This is a genomic window from Myroides sp. LJL116 (assembly GCF_054871685.1).
The window spans coordinates 74,023-91,889 of sequence record NZ_JBTXLR010000003.1; the positions used below are offsets into that span (position 1 = coordinate 74,023).

Genomic DNA, 17,867 nt, shown 5'->3' on the forward strand with positions numbered 1-17,867 from the left:
TTCCATGCTTGAATTAAACTTAGACTTTTTTAAAACTACTATGCCTTTATTTCTTTTATTTAAGATTTAGATCTAAAGCTTTGCATTTATTACTTGAACAGTTAAACTCTGTATAGTTTTTTATTGGTATATTTTTAATTTCCCGTATCACATTGATATAACATCTACTAAAGATGTAAAAACGCTTCCTTTTATAGATATCTATTATCATTTCCTTTACCAATTCTTCTAAATATGCTATCAAAAACTCTATTTAAAGTTTAAAAAATAAATATTTATTAAAAAAGTATCTTTTTAGACTCTATATAATAAGAAAAAGTTTACTTTTGCATAAATAATTTTGTATTAAAAGATTTATACCGTGGAAAACGCTAACGCATTAAAACTTATTAAACAGATCCAATCGGATTTAATTTCTGATGGTCTTGTTGTAGACAACATTGTTGCTAATCTAAAAAAATTAAGAGAGTTCGCTCTTTTAGAAGAAAAACCAGTTCTAGTAAAAGCAATTAGACTAACTTACGAGCACATAGAGAATAACAATGCATTTTTAATCGCTATTCCTACGGACGAACCTATTGAAGAATCAGAAGAAGTTATCCAAGAAGAGATTACTTCAACTGATCTTGAAAGCTTACAGTACTTAATATCTCTTTTCAAGGATATTAATAATAAGCATAATCTAGCAGATTTAAGAGATTATAATAGCAAATTACAAGCTTTTTAGTAGTCTGTTTAAGTATATAAAAAAAGGAGAGTCATTTTCATAAAACGACTCTCCTTTTTTTTGTATCCTACATTATTGTAGTATTTTAGCGCAAAAATAAATAAACTCAAAATGATTAAATTTTTTAAACTAATAGCTACTTTAGAAGGTATCTCCCTGTTATTATTACTATTTGTAGGAATGCCTCTGAAATACTTTTTAGACTCTCCACTTACCGTTAAATATGTTGGTTGGGCTCACGGAATTTTGTTTATTCTATATGTAGTGTTGGCAACTGTACTTAAACCTTCAGAACGTTGGAGCTTTAAAACCTACGTTTTAGTACTTATAGCTTCCCTTCTACCATTTGCAACTTTTGTAATGGAGGCAAAATTACTTAAGAATCATCCTGATTTAAAATAATATTAAAAGTCTTTCTGTTTAGAAAGACTTTTTTGTTTTATATACCTGGTAAAAAAAATGTTAACCACTCCCCTTTTATAATTTATCCTTTATAATATATTGAAAAATATTCCCTTTAATTAAGGTAACGTATGCGAAAAATAGGCGTTTTCAAGGCTTTTTTAGAATTATTCTAACTAGAAACGCATTATTTAACTTCCAAAAATGACTTAAATAACACGTTTTTAGTATATACGGGCTAAATAAAGTTAGAAAAATAACATAAGTTTAATTTTTTCTTTTAATTAAAATTTACTAAATTAGATAAGAATTATTTATTAAAATCATGTTTTTACTCAATATTGTATTAATATCTATGTTATTTACGAGAGTTATGAGATTAAATAATAAAATTTTTAGGGAGTTTTTTATATAATTTGTTTCAATATTAGAGATTTTTAAAAACTTTACATTATATTTGCCTTTATAAAGCGATTAGTAAAAAACAATATTAATTATCAGTTAGTGGAAATTAAAATTACAACTATGAAAAAATTAACATTACCTTTATTGGCATCTTTGTTAGTTGTTGGGTCTGCAGTGGCTCAAGAAAAAAACTACAATAGATGGTCACTTGACTTCAACGGTGGTTTTGCAAAACCAGCAAGAGCGATTTCTGGAGGAACTTCTGCAGAAACTTTCAAAAACTTACACTTAGATGGTGGAGTTCGTTATAGTTTAAATAACAAATTTGGTGTTAAAGCATCTTTTGGTTATGACAACTTAAAAAAATGGACTAATAATTCAACAAACGCACACACAGAGTACTACAGAACAAGTTTAGAAGGGGTTGTAAACTTAGGACGTATCTTAAACTTTGAGAACTGGACGCAAACAATCAACGTTCAAGCACACGCAGGGGGGGGATACTCTTGGTTACACGGAAATAACTTCAGCGGAAACGATAACATGGGTCATTTAATGGCTGGGTTAACAGGTCAAATTAAAGTTGCTAGCAGAGTAGCTTTAAACGCTGACTTTACTGTGATTCAAAATCTTCAACAAAATATGAATTTTGATGGGATGTCTCAAACTCACAGATCTACTTTCCAAGGAACAATGTTCAACGCGTCTGTTGGGGTATCTATTTACTTAGGTAAACATGCTCAACATGCAGACTGGTACAGTGACGCTGCTAAAGAAAACGAAGAAATCAATGCATTAAACCAAAGAGTTTCAAACATCGAAACTATGTTAGTTGATACTGACGGAGATGGAGTTGCTGATTACTTAGATTTAGAGCCTAACACACCAGCTGGTGCTTTAGTTGACTCTAGAGGACGTAACATTGACTTAAACAACAATGGTATTGCTGACAACATCGAAAGATTCGTAGAAGATAAATACGGAAACATTGGAAACAGTGTTCAAGGAGATGACGCTCAGATGATTAAAGAATTAATCAACAAAGGATACGTTGCTGCTTACTTTGATTTCAACAAAACTGAGCCAAGCACAGTAGAAGGAATCAACTTTATCGTTACTTACCTTAAAAACAACCCATCAGCGAAAGTTGAAGTTTTAGGATATGCTGACGCTATCGGAAACGCTTCTTACAATGATAAATTATCAACTCAACGTGCTAACGCAGTTAAGCAAATGTTAATCAACTCTGGAGTTGATGCATCAAGAGTTTCTGCTGTTGGTAAAGGAATTGATAATGATGTAAACAAAAATTCAGCGCAAGCTCGTAAGATTGCAAGAAAAGTTGTTTTCACAATCAACTAATTATAATACATCAGTATTAAATATAGAAAGCGCAAGAGTAATCTTGCGCTTTTTTATTTTATAATAGCTAACTTTGCTTTTGAGTAATACTATATTATGAAATTTGAAATAAAATCGGATTATAAGCCAACCGGTGATCAGCCGGAAGCAATTAGGAAATTAAGCGAAGGAATTTTAGACGGTGAAAAATACCAAACTCTAGTTGGTGTTACTGGTTCAGGTAAAACCTTTACTGCTGCAAATGTTATTCAGCAAGTACAACGTCCTACCCTAGTTTTAGCTCATAACAAAACTTTAGCTGCTCAACTATATACAGAATTTAAAAACTTCTTTCCAAATAACGCGGTAGAATATTTTGTTTCTTACTATGATTATTATCAGCCAGAAGCTTTTATTCCAGTAACAGGTCAGTATATAGAAAAGGATTTGTCTATAAACGAAGAATTGGAAAAGATGCGACTTAGTACTACTTCTGCCTTACTTTCTGGTAGAAGAGATATTCTTGTAGTTGCTTCTGTTTCTTGTCTTTATGGTATTGGAAACCCAACGGAGTTCCAAAAAAATGTTATTTCTTTAGAACTCGATCAAGTTATTAGTCGTACTAAGGTATTACACCGTTTAGTACAAAGTTTATATTCTCGTACTGAAGCGGAATTTACTCCTGGTACCTTTAGAATTAAAGGAGATACTATTGAAGTTTTCCCTAGTTATGCAGATAACCCATTTCGAATTCATTTTTTTGGTGATGAAATTGAAGACATAGAAGTTTTCGACCCAACCACTTCTCAAGTGATGGAAAAATATACCCAATTAAATATTTACCCTGCTAATATGTTTGTTACTTCTCCAGATGTTTTACAAAAAGCTATTTGGGAAATACAACAAGATATGGTTAAGCAGGTAGATTATTTCCAAGAAATTGGTAAACCCTTAGAAGCAAAACGCTTAGAAGAAAGAACTAATTTTGATTTGGAAATGATCCGTGAATTAGGATATTGTTCTGGAATTGAAAATTACTCTCGTTACTTAGATGGCCGTGAACCAGGTAGTCGTCCATTCTGTTTATTAGATTATTTTCCAGATGATTACTTAATGGTTATTGATGAATCTCACGTTACTATTTCTCAAGTACATGCTATGTATGGTGGAGATAGATCTCGTAAAGAAAATCTTGTAGAATATGGTTTTAGATTACCAGCTGCTTTGGATAACCGTCCTTTAAAATTTGAGGAATTTGAAATGATGCAAAATCAGGTACTTTATGTTTCTGCTACTCCTGCTGATTATGAATTACAAAAATCCGAAGGTGTTTATGTTGAACAGTTAATTCGTCCTACAGGATTATTAGATCCTATTATTGAAGTTAGACCTACTGAAAATCAAATAGATGATTTAATCGAAGAAATTCATCAAAGAGTAAAAGTAGATGAAAGAATTTTAGTTACTACTTTAACCAAGAGAATGGCAGAAGAACTAGCTAAATATTTTACTAGAGTTGGTATTAGGTGTAGATATGTACATTCAGATATTGATACTTTAGAAAGGGTTGAAATTATGCAAGATCTTAGAAAAGGTCTTTTCGATGTTTTAATTGGAGTAAACTTATTACGTGAAGGTTTAGATTTACCTGAAGTTTCTCTTGTTGCTATCTTGGATGCAGATAAAGAAGGATTTTTACGTAGTCATCGCTCTTTAACACAAACAGTTGGACGTGCAGCTAGAAACGTAAATGGTAAAGCTATTATGTATGGAGATAAAATTACCGCTAGTATGCAGAAAACTATAGATGAAACCACCTATAGAAGAAGTAAGCAAAATGCTTATAATGAGAAACACAATATAACCCCTACTGCTATTAACAAAGCAATTACTAATGACTTAGTTAAGCCAAGTTATGATGAATTAGTTAAAGCCGAAAGTTTAAAATTAACGGAGGCTGAAATTAAATTCAAAAGTAAAGCGGATATAGAAAAACTCATAAGAACAAAACGTAAAGAGATGGAAACTGCAGCAAAAGACCTAGACTTTATAAATGCTGCTAGATTAAGAGATGAAATTAAGCTATTAAAAGAAAAGCTATAATTATTTTATTTACCTTTACTACAAATTAGAGAAAATGACAAATAACGATATTTTTAAAAAGTTACGTGTTGCTCTTCAATTAAGAGATGACCAAATCGTAGAAATTTTAGAGTTAGTAAATTTCCGTATTTCCAAAGGTGAAGTTGGTAACTTCTTTAGAAGTTCTGACCACCCTAAATATGTGGAATGTATGGACCAAATTCTAAGAAATTTCTTGAATGGATTGGTGATATATTTGAGAGGGACTAAAGAGGAGCCAAAAGATCCTATGAAAGTTTTACAAGTTAATAGAGAGAAAATTGGAAAGGATTCATCAAAGAAAGAATCTTATTCTAAAGAGAATTCTTATTCAAAAGAAGGTTCTTTTAAAAAATCTCCATATACAAAAAGTAAAACAAGTACTTTTAAGAAAACAGAAGATAAGCCAAAAAGTTTTAAATCAAAAGATCCTAAATCTCCTTTAGCAGGTATAAAATTTAATAATGGTAAAAAAAAGAATAGTTAATATTTTTTATAAATATTCTTTTTAGCATAAAACAGTACGAGGTTAAATAATTCTATTTAACCTCGTATTTTTTTTAGCCAACTCCAATATCTCTTAGGTAAAATAATCCTGAGCCAAATCATCTAGTACATTGTAAAAATACTAGTAGAATTAATTATTAATAAAGTAGTAGCCCTCCCCTATCCTTCCTCTAGCAGCTGTTCTTTCTAGAGAAGCAAAGTTTTATAATAATTCTACCCGGCAGATTGTAAGGATCAAAATTCTTATATTTTCAAAATATCTTTTCTACTGAGTATATATGGGAAAATTAATTTCCAGTAAATTCTAGAATGTTTGACTTTTCTAAATTTCTCGTATTTGAAAAAAATATTTGCACTTAGGCATATATGCGAAAAATGAATTCGACGTAAATTTTAGAATATTTGCCTTTTCTAAATTTCTCGTATTTGAAAATCATATTTTCTCTTAGGTATATATGCGAAAATTATTTTCCAGGTAAATTCTAGAATGTTTGACTATTGTCAATTTCTCGTATTTGAAAATTATATTTTCTCTTAGGCATATATGCGAAAAATGAATTCGACGTAAATTTTAGAATATTTGCCTTTTCTAAATTTCTCGTATTTGAAAATCATATTTTCTCTTAGGTATATATGCGAAAATTGATTTCCATCTAAATTTTCAAAAAGTAAGTTTTTTTAAGTTCAGTTAAAAGATTTTTTCTATTCTTAGTTTATATATAAATATCTTTTAGTTAAGCTAGTAACGAGTCCGAATCTATTTAGTAAAAAAGATGGCCTACCGTCTAGTCAAGTGCTAGCTCAAATTTCTCATATTTTAAAATAATCGATACTCCCTAGGAAATATGCGAAATTTCCAAGCATATAGAAATGTACACTTAATTTTACATAATAGGATTGTAACTGATTATTATACATGTAGTTACATTTAAATATGGATTGCTTTCTAAAAAGGTTATGCTCCCCTGCTTTTACTATCTCCTTTAGATCTACTAAGTACCTATCTCCTTAAAATCGCATAACCAATTGTATCTTAAACAGATAGGCCAGCTTGTATATAGTAGCTACTTTTATTATTATATATTTTCGAACAGAATACTGTAGATGTATTTCTGATTAAAATTGTTTTTTTGTAACTTGGTCTGCTTTTTGTTATATAATCGTGAAAATTTACACTGTCAACAGAAAGTTTGAAATAATTAATAAAATACAATTATGAAAAAGACATTTCTAGTAGCTATGTTACTAGGTAGTTCTATTATGTATTCTCAACGTGGATTTACTATTGGGGAGGCTACTTTTGGACAATTTGATGATTTTGCAATCTCAACTTTATCCTCACCTAAATGGAAAGACAATAATTCTTTTACTGTTTTATCCAATAATAGAGATACGATATTTTTAAAGTCTAAAGACAACAAATGGGAAGATCAGTTTTTAATGAGTGCTTCAGAATTGGAGAATATACTTAATTCTCAATTGAAGTTCACTAATTTTAACTTGAAAAGACTGCCTTCGGATTTACAATGGGTAAACGAAAACGAAATACTTTTTTCTGTTATACAAGAGGATAAAAAGTTTAAACACGTTATTCAATTAAATCTTAAAACTAATAAAATAATTAACCGCTTTACATTTAATAGTAAAGGGGAAAATGAAATTATTTCAAGAGATGGAAATTTTATAGCTTGGTTAAAAGACAACAATATTATTATAACTACTAATAAAGGGGAAGATATTATTGTTACTAATGATCCTAATAAAGATGTAGTTAATGGAAGTCCATTTACTCACCGTAATGAGTTTGGTGTAGAGAAAGGAATGTGGTGGAGTCCAAAACAAGATCAATTATTATTTTATAAAAATGATCAAAGTTTTGTATTTGATTATCCCCTAGTGGATTGGCAACAACGTATAGCAAAAAGTGAACCTCTGAAATATCCTATGGCAGGAATGCCAAACGAAAGAGTATCTTTAGTTATATATGACGTTTATACCAAGGAAAAGACGATTCTTAATACTGGTTATGAAGATCAATTTTTAACTATGGTTACCTGGGATCCATCTGGGAACTACGTTTATGTAGGAATTTTGAATCGCCAACAAAATAGTCTAAAGTTAAACCAGTATAACGCAGCTACAGGTGAATTGGAGAAAACTCTTTTTGAACAGAAGGCTACAACATATGTGGAACCTTCTCAGGGATTAATCTTTTTACCTAAAGACTCTAAAAAGTTTATTCACTTTTCAGAACATCAAGGATATAGACAAATGTATCTATATAACACAGATGGAAAGTTAGAGAAAAATCTTGGTCATCAAGATATTATTGTAGATCAATTTTTAGGATTTGATAAAACGGGAAATACCGCTTACTATATTGGAATCACAAATAAAGGTCTGGATAAAAATCTTTTTAGTGTAGATATTAATAAAGGAGTCACTACTGCCCTAACTCCAAGTTCGGGAACACATAAGATCTTACTTAACCAAGATAAGTCTTATTTTATTGATGAGTTTAACAATATTGAAACTCCAAATAGAATCAGTATTGTAAATACAGCAACTAATAAAGAAGTTGAGCTTGAAAATGTTCAAAATCCTTTCTTAGGAAAAATAGATATGCCTAAGATGGATTTATTAGAAATCAAGGCCGGTGATTCTACAACTACATTGAATGCAAGAATTATTTACCCAAGTAATTTTAATCCTTCTAAGAAATATCCAGTACTTGTTTACGTTTATGGTGGACCTCATGCGCAACTAGTAACAAACTCATGGTTAGGAGGTTCTAACTTATTTTTACAATATATGGCACAAAATGGATATATTGTTTTTACTGTGGATAATAGAGGAAGTAAAAATAGAGGTAGGGATTTTGAGCATGTAATCCATAAAGAATTGGGTAAAGCAGAAATGGCAGATCAATTAAAAGGAATAGAGTATTTGAAGAATTTACCTTTTGTTGATCAAGATAAGATTGGAGTATATGGTTGGAGCTTCGGAGGGTTTATGGCAACTTCTCTAGTATTAAATTATCCAGAAGTTTTCCAAGTAGCCGTTGCAGGTGGTCCTGTAATGGATTGGAAATACTATGAAATTATGTACGGTGAAAGATATATGGACACACCAATGGAGAATCCAGAAGGTTATGAAAAAAATAATCTAGTAAGCCAAGCACACAAACTAGAAAATAAACTTTTAATTATTCATGGTGCTCAAGACCCTGTTGTATTACAACAGCATTCTATGGAATTTATTGAAGCATGTATTAAAGCAAATAAACAAGTAGATTATTTCCTATACCCTACTCATGAACATAATGTATATGGAAAAGATAGAGAACATCTTAATACAAAAATTGCTAACTACTTTTTTGACTATTTAGCAAAACCTAAAAAAGAATAACGGAATAGAGATAGAAAAAGCAGTAATATTATATATTACTGCTTTTTTATTATATCTAAATACGCATTTACTTGTTTAACTAAATTAAGAATTAAAGTTTCGGTAGATTCTTGACTAATTATTGCCAAACTTTGACCAGCCCACAGACTCAAAAATTCATCTTTCTTTTGTTTTTTAGCCTCCATACGTAAAGGAGAAGTAAGTTTATTTTGTAATGGATAAGGTAAAATCAAACCACTTTCTTCCATCTCTGCTGTAAAACAAGTACCTATACCTCTGGCATATCTACCTGAGAAGCTACTAGTAAGAACAAGATCATCTTGAGTGGCGTTCATTAAAACCTGCTTTTCAAAATTATTTAAAGCACTTTCTAAAGCTCCTAAAAAATAAGTTCCCAAACTAAAACCCTGAGCTCCAAGTATTTTTACTGCAACAATTGTTTGTGCATTACATAGTCCACCAGCATATATTATTGGAACTTTCACAGTTTGAAAAATATTATTCAATAACGCCAATCCTCCTATTTGAGAACTCTTATCTTTTAAAAAAGTTCCTTGATGTCCACCAGCCTCATTGGATTGTACACAAATTATATCTATTTGGCTATCTTCAAGTAAGCATGCCTCTTGTAAAGAAGTACAAGTTCCTATAAGAATTACATCGTTTTTCTTTAATTTTTCTATCGAATCCTTATCTAAAGTACCAAAAGTAAAACTAAGAATTTTGCAGTCTAAAGCAATAATAGTATCGACTTGATCTTTGTAATTAGTAAAGTAAAGTGAGTCATAAGATGGAAATACTACTTGAAGACCTTTTTGTTTTACCTTTTCTTCTAGGTAAGTTTTAGTCTTATTGTAACTTTGCTCTAATGCTTTATTTAAAGGAGGCAGTTGGTGTAAAAACAAGTTGACAGCAAACGGTTTTTGCGTTAATTCCCTAGTTTTTAGAATTAATTCCCTGCATTTTTCAGCTGGAAGATCTCCTAAAGCTAAACTGCCTAAAGCTCCAGAATTACTCGCTTTGGCTACCATCTCAGGTGTAGTCACACCAAACATAGGAGCCTGAATTATAGGGTATTGAATATTTAAAAGACTAGTTATTTTCGTTTTCCAAAAAGAAGAATTTTCCATCATTAATCCATTTATAATTAGATGATATCTAAAGATACATTATTATTAAATATGCTAAGGGATATAGATCTGAAAAAATTATACTAAGCATAGACTACCTAGAAATGAATGTATTTAAATCAAAAAGGCAGTCCATAAATGGTCTGCCTTTTCTTAGTTTGTAGTTTGTAAGTAAGTTGTATAAATAAAGTTTATTTATTTCCTTTTTCGTAATCCTTTAAAAATTGTGCAAGACCTAAGTCTGTTAATGGGTGTTTTAATAAACCTGTGATAGCACTTAAAGGACCAGTCATAACATCCGCACCGATTTTAGCACAATCTACAATATGCATTGTATGACGTACTGAAGCCGCTAAGATCTGTGTTGGATAATTATAATTATCATAAATTTGACGAATTTCTTCAATAAGAACTAATCCATCAGTACAAATATCATCTAATCTTCCTATAAAAGGAGATACATAAGTAGCTCCTGCTTTAGCAGCTAATAAAGCTTGTCCAGCAGAGAAAACTAAAGTAACATTTGTTTTTATCCCTTTAGAAGAGAAGTATTTACAAGCTTTTACACCATCTTTTGTCATTGGTAATTTAACGACAATTTGTGGGTTTAAACTTGCTAATTTTTCCCCTTCTTCCACCATTCCTTGGTAGTCAATAGAAATAACCTCTGCACTAACGTCTCCGTCAACAATCTCACAAATTGCTTTGTAATGATCTAAGATGTTTTGTGCTCCCGTAATGCCTTCCTTAGCCATTAAAGAAGGATTGGTTGTAACACCATCTAAAACACCAAGTGCCTCTGCTTCTTTAATTTGCTCTAAGTTAGCTGTGTCAATAAAAAATTTCATAGTAATATATTTCTTATATATGTTATGTTGTTGGGTAAAATTACAACATAAATCTGTGTTTAATAAATATTTTACTTTATATTTTATTCTTTGATTTTGTAATGATTCATTAATAGTTTCTCGTAGAGTTTACTAGGAAGAATTTTTCTTAGAAAAAGCGATAACTTTTGTAAGGGCTCTCCTACTTGATAACGTACTTTTGGCTTCTTTGTCTCTATGATTTGGTGTATTTTCTTTGCCATCTCAATTGGATCGCTTCCCGAATCTACATGGGCATTAGCCATTTCTAAGGACATTTGATAAGCTTCTTTATAAGGAGAATCCTCTAATACTGGAGCGTGATATCTTCCCTGAGCAATATTAGTAGCAAAATCTCCAGGAGCCACATTTGTTAATTGAACTTTGTAAGGTTTAAGCTCCATTCTCAAGGATTCAGTAACCATTTCTAGAGCACTTTTAGAGGCACAATAAATTCCCCTAAATGGTAAACCCATGTAGCCAGCAATTGAAGTTACATTGATAATAAGACCACTTTTTTGGGCTCTCATAGAAGGTAAAACAGCTTTTATAACGTCAATGGGACCAAATACATTGGTTTGAAAATTATTTAAAATTTCTTCTTGACTAACCTCTTCAATTGCTCCGGTTATTCCTACTCCTGCATTGTTAATAAGGACATCTATACGCCCTTCCTTTTCTAGCACCTCTTCAATGGCACTTTTTACACTTTGTGGATCTCTAACATCTAAAGCTACTAATGCAAATTTACTTTGTGTTACTTTATTAGGATTTCGGCTAGTACCATATACTGTAAATCCCTTCTGGGTTAAATATTCACCTACACATTTACCTATTCCAGATGAACCACCAGTTATGAAAACAACTTTACTCATTACTTTTTTATATTTTAACAAAGATAAGGTTCTACAACCAATTTTAAAATACTAGGTAAGATTTAAGAAAGTGTTTATATTTACGGACTAACTAAAACCTAATTAATTGTGATTAAAAGAAATTTAATTTTTGGTTTATGCTCTGCAGCTATTATTTTGTCTGCTTGTACAGCTACCAAAAAAGCACATCAACCCCATGAAAACAGTACTGCTTATTGGCAAAATGTCAATCAAGATTCTATTAGCAAGTACTTAAAAGTAATTACCTCTGAACATTTAGAAGGACGTAGGACTGGCGAAGTTGGCCAAAAAAGAGCAGCTGCCTATCTGCAAAAACATTACCAAAATAACAATATCTCTGCCCCCGCAAATGCAGATAGTTATTTTCAAGATGTTCCTGCAAGCTTCATGAAGTCAAAAGCAAACTTAAAAGACAGTGAAAACGTATGGGCTTTTATACCAGGAAGTGAAAAGCCAGAGGAAGTTTTAATTATCTCCGCGCATTATGACCATATGGGATTAGATAAAGGAGAGTACCACTATGGTGCAGATGACAATGGTTCTGGTACTGTTGCAGTTATGGAGGTAGCTAGAGTATTTAAAGATCTAGCAGATCAAGGTATTACTCCTAAAAGATCTATTTTATTTATACACTTAACTGGAGAAGAGTTTGGTCTATATGGTTCTAGATTTTATGTAGAGAATCCAATTGTCCCTCTAGAAAATACCATTTCGAATATCAATATTGATATGATTGGTAGAAGAAGTCACGAATATACTAAAGCAGATGATTACGTTTTTGTAGTTGGCGCTGATAAAATTAGCCAAGATTTACATGATATTGTAATTAAATCAAATGAGTCTTCTGTTGGAATTGATCTTGACTATAAATTTAATGATGATAACGACCCACAAAGAATTTATTACCGTTCTGATCATTATAGCTTTGCAAAACATGGTATACCAGCAGTATTCTTCTATAATGGAGCTCATGATGATTACCATACACCAAGAGATACTTATGAAAGAATTGACATGGATTTATTAACAAAAAGAGCTCAGCTTGTTTTTGCAACAGCATGGGAATTAGCAAATGCAAATGAAAGACCTAGAATTACAGAAGAAAAAGAAAATTAAATTTTTAAAAGCAGTAGACATTACTCTATTCATTTTATGCTTTATTAATTTAATACTCTGGATATTACGAGCTGCTTATGTATTAGATATTTATACAGATGGACTAGCAAAAATGGTATATAATTCATTATTTATACCAATGGTAATGGCCTTGTTTATTTTACCTACCCTTGTGGTAATAAGTCTTATAAATCGTACTGTTACACTAGATTCCTTTTTATTTTTATCCTTAAAATGCATAGTACTCAATCTATTACTACTATTTGTTTTAAAATAATAGATTGAATTAATTTTAAGTTCAGAAACTAATATAGGTCCTAAAACTCTTTTGAGTATTGCTAACTTCTTGTATGCAAACTCAAAAGAGTTTTCTTTTTTATCTATCTTTACTTGTCTACTAAATCAGGATTCTCTACTAAAACATTAGCTATTATCTGTATAGCTGTTTGCATTTGATTACTTTCTAAATGTCCGAATCCAATTCTAATTCCTGTAGTAAATTTATCTTGATATAAAATATTTTTTGGAATAAATAAACCTTTAGCGTGTACTAAATTACTTAGCTTTAGAAGGTTAATAGGCTTTTTTGCTTGTGCCCAAATGGCTAACCCCGAATTAGGCAAATCATACTTAAAATATTCTTTTAAGTAAGTATCTAACAATAAAGCTAAATTGTCTCTACGCTTTTTATAAACTTGAATACTTTTATTTAAGTGACGCACTGCACTTCCCTCTTCAATCATCTCTCCAAGGGCTAATTCCATAAGTACATCGCCTTGACGGTCAATTAAACCGGCGTAATTCTCTAATTCTACAATAAGATCCTGTGGTCCAACAATAAAACTAGCTCGAAAACCAGGAGCTAAACTTCTTCCAAAAGAACCTATGTAGACTACTCTAGCATTTGGATCTTGTTTTATTAAGGATAAACTATTGTTAGTAGAGTAACTAAAATCATAATCTGAGGCGTCTTCAAAAATAATAAAATCAAATTCTTGTGCTAATGCAATAAGTTCTAACTGCCTTGTTTTACTCATACTACAAGTAGTAGGATAATGTCCTTGAGGCATTGTATATATAGCTCTAATAGAATTGTTTTGGCAAATTTTCCTTAAGTCCTTAGTGCAGATCCCATAGTTATCTACCTTCACTTTTAGAATTTTACCTCCGACCTTTTGGAATATCATATTAGCTGCGAAATAGCTTAGTTCTCCTACAACTATACTGTCTAAAGGCTTAATAAGTACTTGACATAAAAGGTATAGACTCATTTCCATACTTCTACTAATAAGTAAATTATGCTTATTAATATGTAAGGCTCTAGTAAGGTTTAGATAATTGGATAATTGTCTTTTAAAGTACTCACTTCCTCTTTCTTGATAATACCCCATTTTTTTCTGGTTACTTTTTCGCTTCATATTCATGGAATACAAATCCACTAGCTCTTTGATCTGTGCTAAGCTCACATCAGGAGAACCATGATTAAAAACCAAAGGAGAATTTGTGTATTCGAAAGGGTCACTAAGTAGGTTAGAACTAGTAAAACTAAAACCAGATTTATGAAGAAAGCCTTGAGTAACAGCAGTGTTTTTGGAGTGTTTAATAGAATTTCTTTCTTGTAAACTAATTACAAAAGCTCCACTTTTTTGCTTAATTTCTATCCAGCCTTGCTCTTGTAATTCTTCATAAGCCCTTGTAATGGTATTTCTATGTACACCTAAATCTTGGGCTAAAACTCTTGATCCTGGAAGTTTTTGCCTACATGTCAAAATCCCTCTTTGAATAGCAATACCCAATTCTTGGGCTATCTGTAAATAAATAGGTTGACTTGATTTTTTATCAAGAGTAATAAAGGTTTGGTAGGAAAATCTAACTGGACTAGGCATAATATTAATTCTGGCACCCTCTCTTTAAACTAAAAGGTACGAGTTTTGGCATCAAAGATAAGGATTGAACAATGAATGTTCAAAAAATAAAAAAAGGAGCAATATCTTTTTTGACTTAGTTCTATAAAGATTATTTACCCTATTGTAGCTAGTATTTACATAAATACTAGGAAGGCTTTGGGTAGACTCCAATTTTTAATACAAAACAAACAGTAATTTTTTTCATTTTATGACAACTACAACGTGTAAAAAGTGGGATTTCCATGAAATTCAAGGGCTTTATACCATGCCTTTATTGGAGCTAATTGTAAAAGCAAGTGAGGTACATCGACAAAACCATGATCCTTCAAAAATCCAATTAAGTACCCTGCTTTCTATAAAAACAGGCGGATGTGTTGAGGATTGTTCCTATTGCGGACAAGCAGCAAGATATCACACAGATATTAAAGTACAAGCTCTACTACCTTATCAAAAAGTGATAGATTATGCTAAAAAAGCCAAACAAAATGGTTCGAGTCGTTTTTGTATGGCAGCAGCTTGGAGAGAAGTTAGAGATAACAGAGATTTTGACAAAGTACTAGAAATGGTCAAAGGAGTAAATGAATTAGGTTTAGAGGTCTGTTGTACCTTGGGAATGCTTAGTGAATCCCAGGCAGATAAATTGCAAAAAGCTGGGCTAATGGCTTATAACCATAATATTGACACTTCTGCTGAACATTACCAAGAGATTATATCTACTAGGAAATTTGATGATCGTTTACAAACTATTGAAAATGTTAGAAAAGCTGGAATAACAGTATGTTCAGGTGGTATTATTGGCCTTGGCGAAACCACTGAAGATAGAATTTCTATGTTATGTACTTTAGCTAATTTAGAAAAACACCCAGAATCTGTACCTATTAACGCTTTATCTAGAGTAAAGGGAACTCCAATGGAGAATTACCCTAAAGTTCCCATTTGGGATATGGTAAGAATGATTGCAACCACAAGAATAATAATGCCAAAGACTATGGTTCGCTTAAGCGCTGGTAGACTTGAAATGAACCAAACAGAGCAGGCTCTATGTTTTTTAGCTGGTGCTAATTCAATATTTACAGGAGAAAATGAAAAATTACTAGTTACACCAAACCCAAAAACATCTGAAGATTTGGAACTACTTTCCCTATTAGGCTTAAGTCCTATGTAATTTCCTAATCTATTTAAATAAACCAAGTAGCAAATATTACTTGACTACTTGGTTTATTTATTATTACTATAAAAAGTCTGCTATCGCTTAATAAAGCTGTATAATAACACCTGTAGATCCCTATCTACTGTTACTACAATCTATAGAAGTAAATAAATACTGACATAGTTAATAATATAGAATAATCCACTACTCTAGATACTATTGTAATAAAAGAAAATCCTAAGGCTATAAGTACAAAAGTAGATTAGGCTGTTTTTAAAGCTATTTAAGAGTCTAACTATTTTAATATAAGTATATACTTTACTTATATTAAAAACCTTTAAAAAACCTACTTAAAACAATTATAGGCTTTCCCTCTACTACTCTTTCTTATCTTACTGTATTTAGGTTAACCCCAAACATCTAAGCAATGGTACGGAGATGTTTTGTTTATTAATTGTAGAAATAGCCTTTGCTTAGTAAAATTGATTTTTTAATTATAAAAGCTTTCAAAAAGATATTTCTATCTATAAAACAACTACTAAAATTCTTTCTGTTATCGCTTCTTTTATGACTTAAGCCACTATATACTCAAATAAAGTAAAACGGTCCTAGTTGCACAAGACTTATAACAACTTGATTTTAAGTAGTTATATAAATAAAAAAACGGGAACTCTAGAAAGAATTCCCGTTTAGGGTGATTAATGGGTTTCGAACCCACGACCTTCGGAACCACAATCCGACGCTCTAACCAGCTGAGCTATAACCACCAGGTAATGTATTGTTATATCTTAAGATATTTAGGGTGATTAATGGGTTTCGAACCCACGACCTTCGGAACCACAATCCGACGCTCTAACCAGCTGAGCTATAACCACCAGGTAATGTATTGTTATATCTTAAGATACTTAGGGTGATTAATGGGTTTCGAACCCACGACCTTCGGAACCACAATCCGACGCTCTAACCAGCTGAGCTATAACCACCAGGTAATGTATTGTTATATCTTAAGATATTTAGGGTGATTAATGGGTTTCGAACCCACGACCTTCGGAACCACAATCCGACGCTCTAACCAGCTGAGCTATAACCACCGTGTTATTGTTTAACGGTTGCAAATTTAGCGTTTTTTCTATACTTGCCAAGCTTTTTTCAATAAAAAATTAAACTATTTTATATCAAATCTGCTAATGTATTGACTGCTACGTACCTTTCCGTTGTAAAACCTTCTGCAAAATCTTTATTTATTAGCCTTCCTAGGTCCTGAGCGCGGTAAGTAACGCTTTGAATAAAGTTTTTTGAGGTAATTGGAGTGGCAGGTTCTTTTGAATTCTCATCAAAAAACTGCGTTTTATATGCTAAAACAGATTCCAATTTCTTATCCATATATCCAGTAACATCAACTACAAAATCCGGTTCGATGTTTTTCCATTGAATATAGTGATAAACCACCTTTGGTCGGTAAGCTTTTTGTTGCTCTCCATCTAAAGTTGTTTCTATTTTTGTTAACCCAGATAAAAAGCATGCATCTGAGACAACATCACTACCTTTAGCATGATCAATATGTCTATCGTCAATTGCATTGCATAAAACAATCTCTGGTCTATATTTTCGAATCATTTGGATGATTTTAAGCTGATGCTCCTTATCATTAATAAAGAAACCATCTGCAAAGCCAAGATTCTCTCTTATTTCAACTCCAAGTATCTTTGCAGCGTTAGTAGCCTCTTCTTTACGAGTAATGGCTGTACCTCTTGTTCCAAGTTCTCCTTGAGTTAAATCAATAATACCCACTTTTTTTCCATGAGCGATTTCTTTTGCTATAGTTGCTCCACATCCTAATTCTACATCATCTGGATGTGCTCCAAAGGCTAATATATCTAATGTCATTACT

The 17,867-nt window shown here is 31.5% G+C and carries 13 protein-coding genes and 4 tRNA genes; 8 read left to right on the forward strand and 9 right to left on the reverse strand.

The window, feature by feature from the left end:
* Window positions 1-361: 361 nt before the first annotated feature.
* The 6 genes from ACYSNM_RS03735 to ACYSNM_RS03760 all read left to right on the forward strand — a co-directional run bounded on the left by ACYSNM_RS03735 (window position 362) and on the right by ACYSNM_RS03760 (window position 8,911).
* The gene (locus ACYSNM_RS03735; protein WP_461755675.1) at window positions 362-727 is read left to right on the forward strand and encodes a hypothetical protein; all 366 of its coding nucleotides are present in this window, start codon (window positions 362-364) and stop codon (window positions 725-727) included.
* 111 nt (window positions 728-838) lie between these two features.
* Window positions 839-1,129: a DUF3817 domain-containing protein gene (locus tag ACYSNM_RS03740; protein WP_461754787.1), complete on the forward strand. Its 291-nt coding sequence runs from the start codon at window positions 839-841 to the stop codon at window positions 1,127-1,129.
* Between the two features lie 525 nt (window positions 1,130-1,654).
* On the forward strand, window positions 1,655-2,896 hold the full coding sequence (locus tag ACYSNM_RS03745; RefSeq protein WP_461755676.1) for an OmpA family protein: 1,242 nt from the start codon (window positions 1,655-1,657) through the stop codon (window positions 2,894-2,896).
* 96 nt (window positions 2,897-2,992) lie between these two features.
* A complete protein-coding gene (gene uvrB / locus ACYSNM_RS03750; RefSeq protein WP_461755677.1) occupies window positions 2,993-4,978 on the forward strand; it encodes an excinuclease ABC subunit UvrB in 1,986 nt (661 codons plus the stop codon).
* 34 nt (window positions 4,979-5,012) lie between these two features.
* On the forward strand, window positions 5,013-5,483 hold the full coding sequence (locus ACYSNM_RS03755; protein ID WP_461755678.1) for a DUF1456 family protein: 471 nt from the start codon (window positions 5,013-5,015) through the stop codon (window positions 5,481-5,483).
* 1,235 nt (window positions 5,484-6,718) lie between these two features.
* Window positions 6,719-8,911, forward strand: a complete 2,193-nt coding sequence (locus tag ACYSNM_RS03760) for a S9 family peptidase (RefSeq protein ID WP_461755679.1) — start codon at window positions 6,719-6,721, stop codon at window positions 8,909-8,911.
* A gap of 35 nt (window positions 8,912-8,946) precedes the next feature.
* Here ACYSNM_RS03760 and ACYSNM_RS03765 read toward each other — a convergent pair whose 3' ends face one another.
* The 3 genes from ACYSNM_RS03765 to ACYSNM_RS03775 form a co-directional block, all read right to left on the reverse strand.
* On the reverse strand, window positions 8,947-10,044 hold the full coding sequence (locus ACYSNM_RS03765; protein WP_461755680.1) for an NAD(P)H-dependent flavin oxidoreductase: 1,098 nt from the start codon (window positions 10,042-10,044) through the stop codon (window positions 8,947-8,949).
* A 188-nt stretch (window positions 10,045-10,232) separates the two neighbouring features.
* Window positions 10,233-10,889, reverse strand: a complete 657-nt coding sequence (gene fsa, locus ACYSNM_RS03770) for a fructose-6-phosphate aldolase (RefSeq protein ID WP_461755681.1) — start codon at window positions 10,887-10,889, stop codon at window positions 10,233-10,235.
* Window positions 10,890-10,972: 83 nt separating this feature from the next.
* A complete protein-coding gene (locus tag ACYSNM_RS03775; protein WP_461755682.1) occupies window positions 10,973-11,782 on the reverse strand; it encodes an SDR family oxidoreductase in 810 nt (269 codons plus the stop codon).
* Between the two features lie 108 nt (window positions 11,783-11,890).
* Between ACYSNM_RS03775 and ACYSNM_RS03780 the strand changes: the two genes are divergently transcribed.
* A complete protein-coding gene (locus tag ACYSNM_RS03780) occupies window positions 11,891-12,919 on the forward strand; it encodes a M28 family metallopeptidase (protein WP_461755683.1) in 1,029 nt (342 codons plus the stop codon).
* Window positions 12,920-13,305: 386 nt separating this feature from the next.
* On the opposite strand, the gene ACYSNM_RS03785 is transcribed toward ACYSNM_RS03780, so the two are convergent.
* A complete protein-coding gene (locus tag ACYSNM_RS03785) occupies window positions 13,306-14,805 on the reverse strand; it encodes an aminotransferase-like domain-containing protein (protein WP_461755684.1) in 1,500 nt (499 codons plus the stop codon).
* 229 nt (window positions 14,806-15,034) lie between these two features.
* On the opposite strand from ACYSNM_RS03785, the gene bioB reads away from it, so the two are divergent.
* On the forward strand, window positions 15,035-15,991 hold the full coding sequence (bioB, locus tag ACYSNM_RS03790; protein ID WP_461755685.1) for a biotin synthase BioB: 957 nt from the start codon (window positions 15,035-15,037) through the stop codon (window positions 15,989-15,991).
* Window positions 15,992-16,669: 678 nt separating this feature from the next.
* On the opposite strand, the gene ACYSNM_RS03795 is transcribed toward bioB, so the two are convergent.
* From ACYSNM_RS03795 to bshB1, 5 genes are all read right to left on the reverse strand, one after another.
* Window positions 16,670-16,743, reverse strand: a tRNA-His gene (locus ACYSNM_RS03795).
* 34 nt (window positions 16,744-16,777) lie between these two features.
* Window positions 16,778-16,851, reverse strand: a tRNA-His gene (locus ACYSNM_RS03800).
* A 34-nt stretch (window positions 16,852-16,885) separates the two neighbouring features.
* Window positions 16,886-16,959: transfer RNA gene (locus ACYSNM_RS03805), tRNA-His, on the reverse strand.
* Between the two features lie 34 nt (window positions 16,960-16,993).
* A tRNA-His gene (locus ACYSNM_RS03810) sits at window positions 16,994-17,067 on the reverse strand.
* A 79-nt stretch (window positions 17,068-17,146) separates the two neighbouring features.
* A complete protein-coding gene (gene bshB1 / locus ACYSNM_RS03815) occupies window positions 17,147-17,863 on the reverse strand; it encodes a bacillithiol biosynthesis deacetylase BshB1 (protein ID WP_461755686.1) in 717 nt (238 codons plus the stop codon).
* Between the last annotated feature and the right edge of the window lie 4 nt (window positions 17,864-17,867).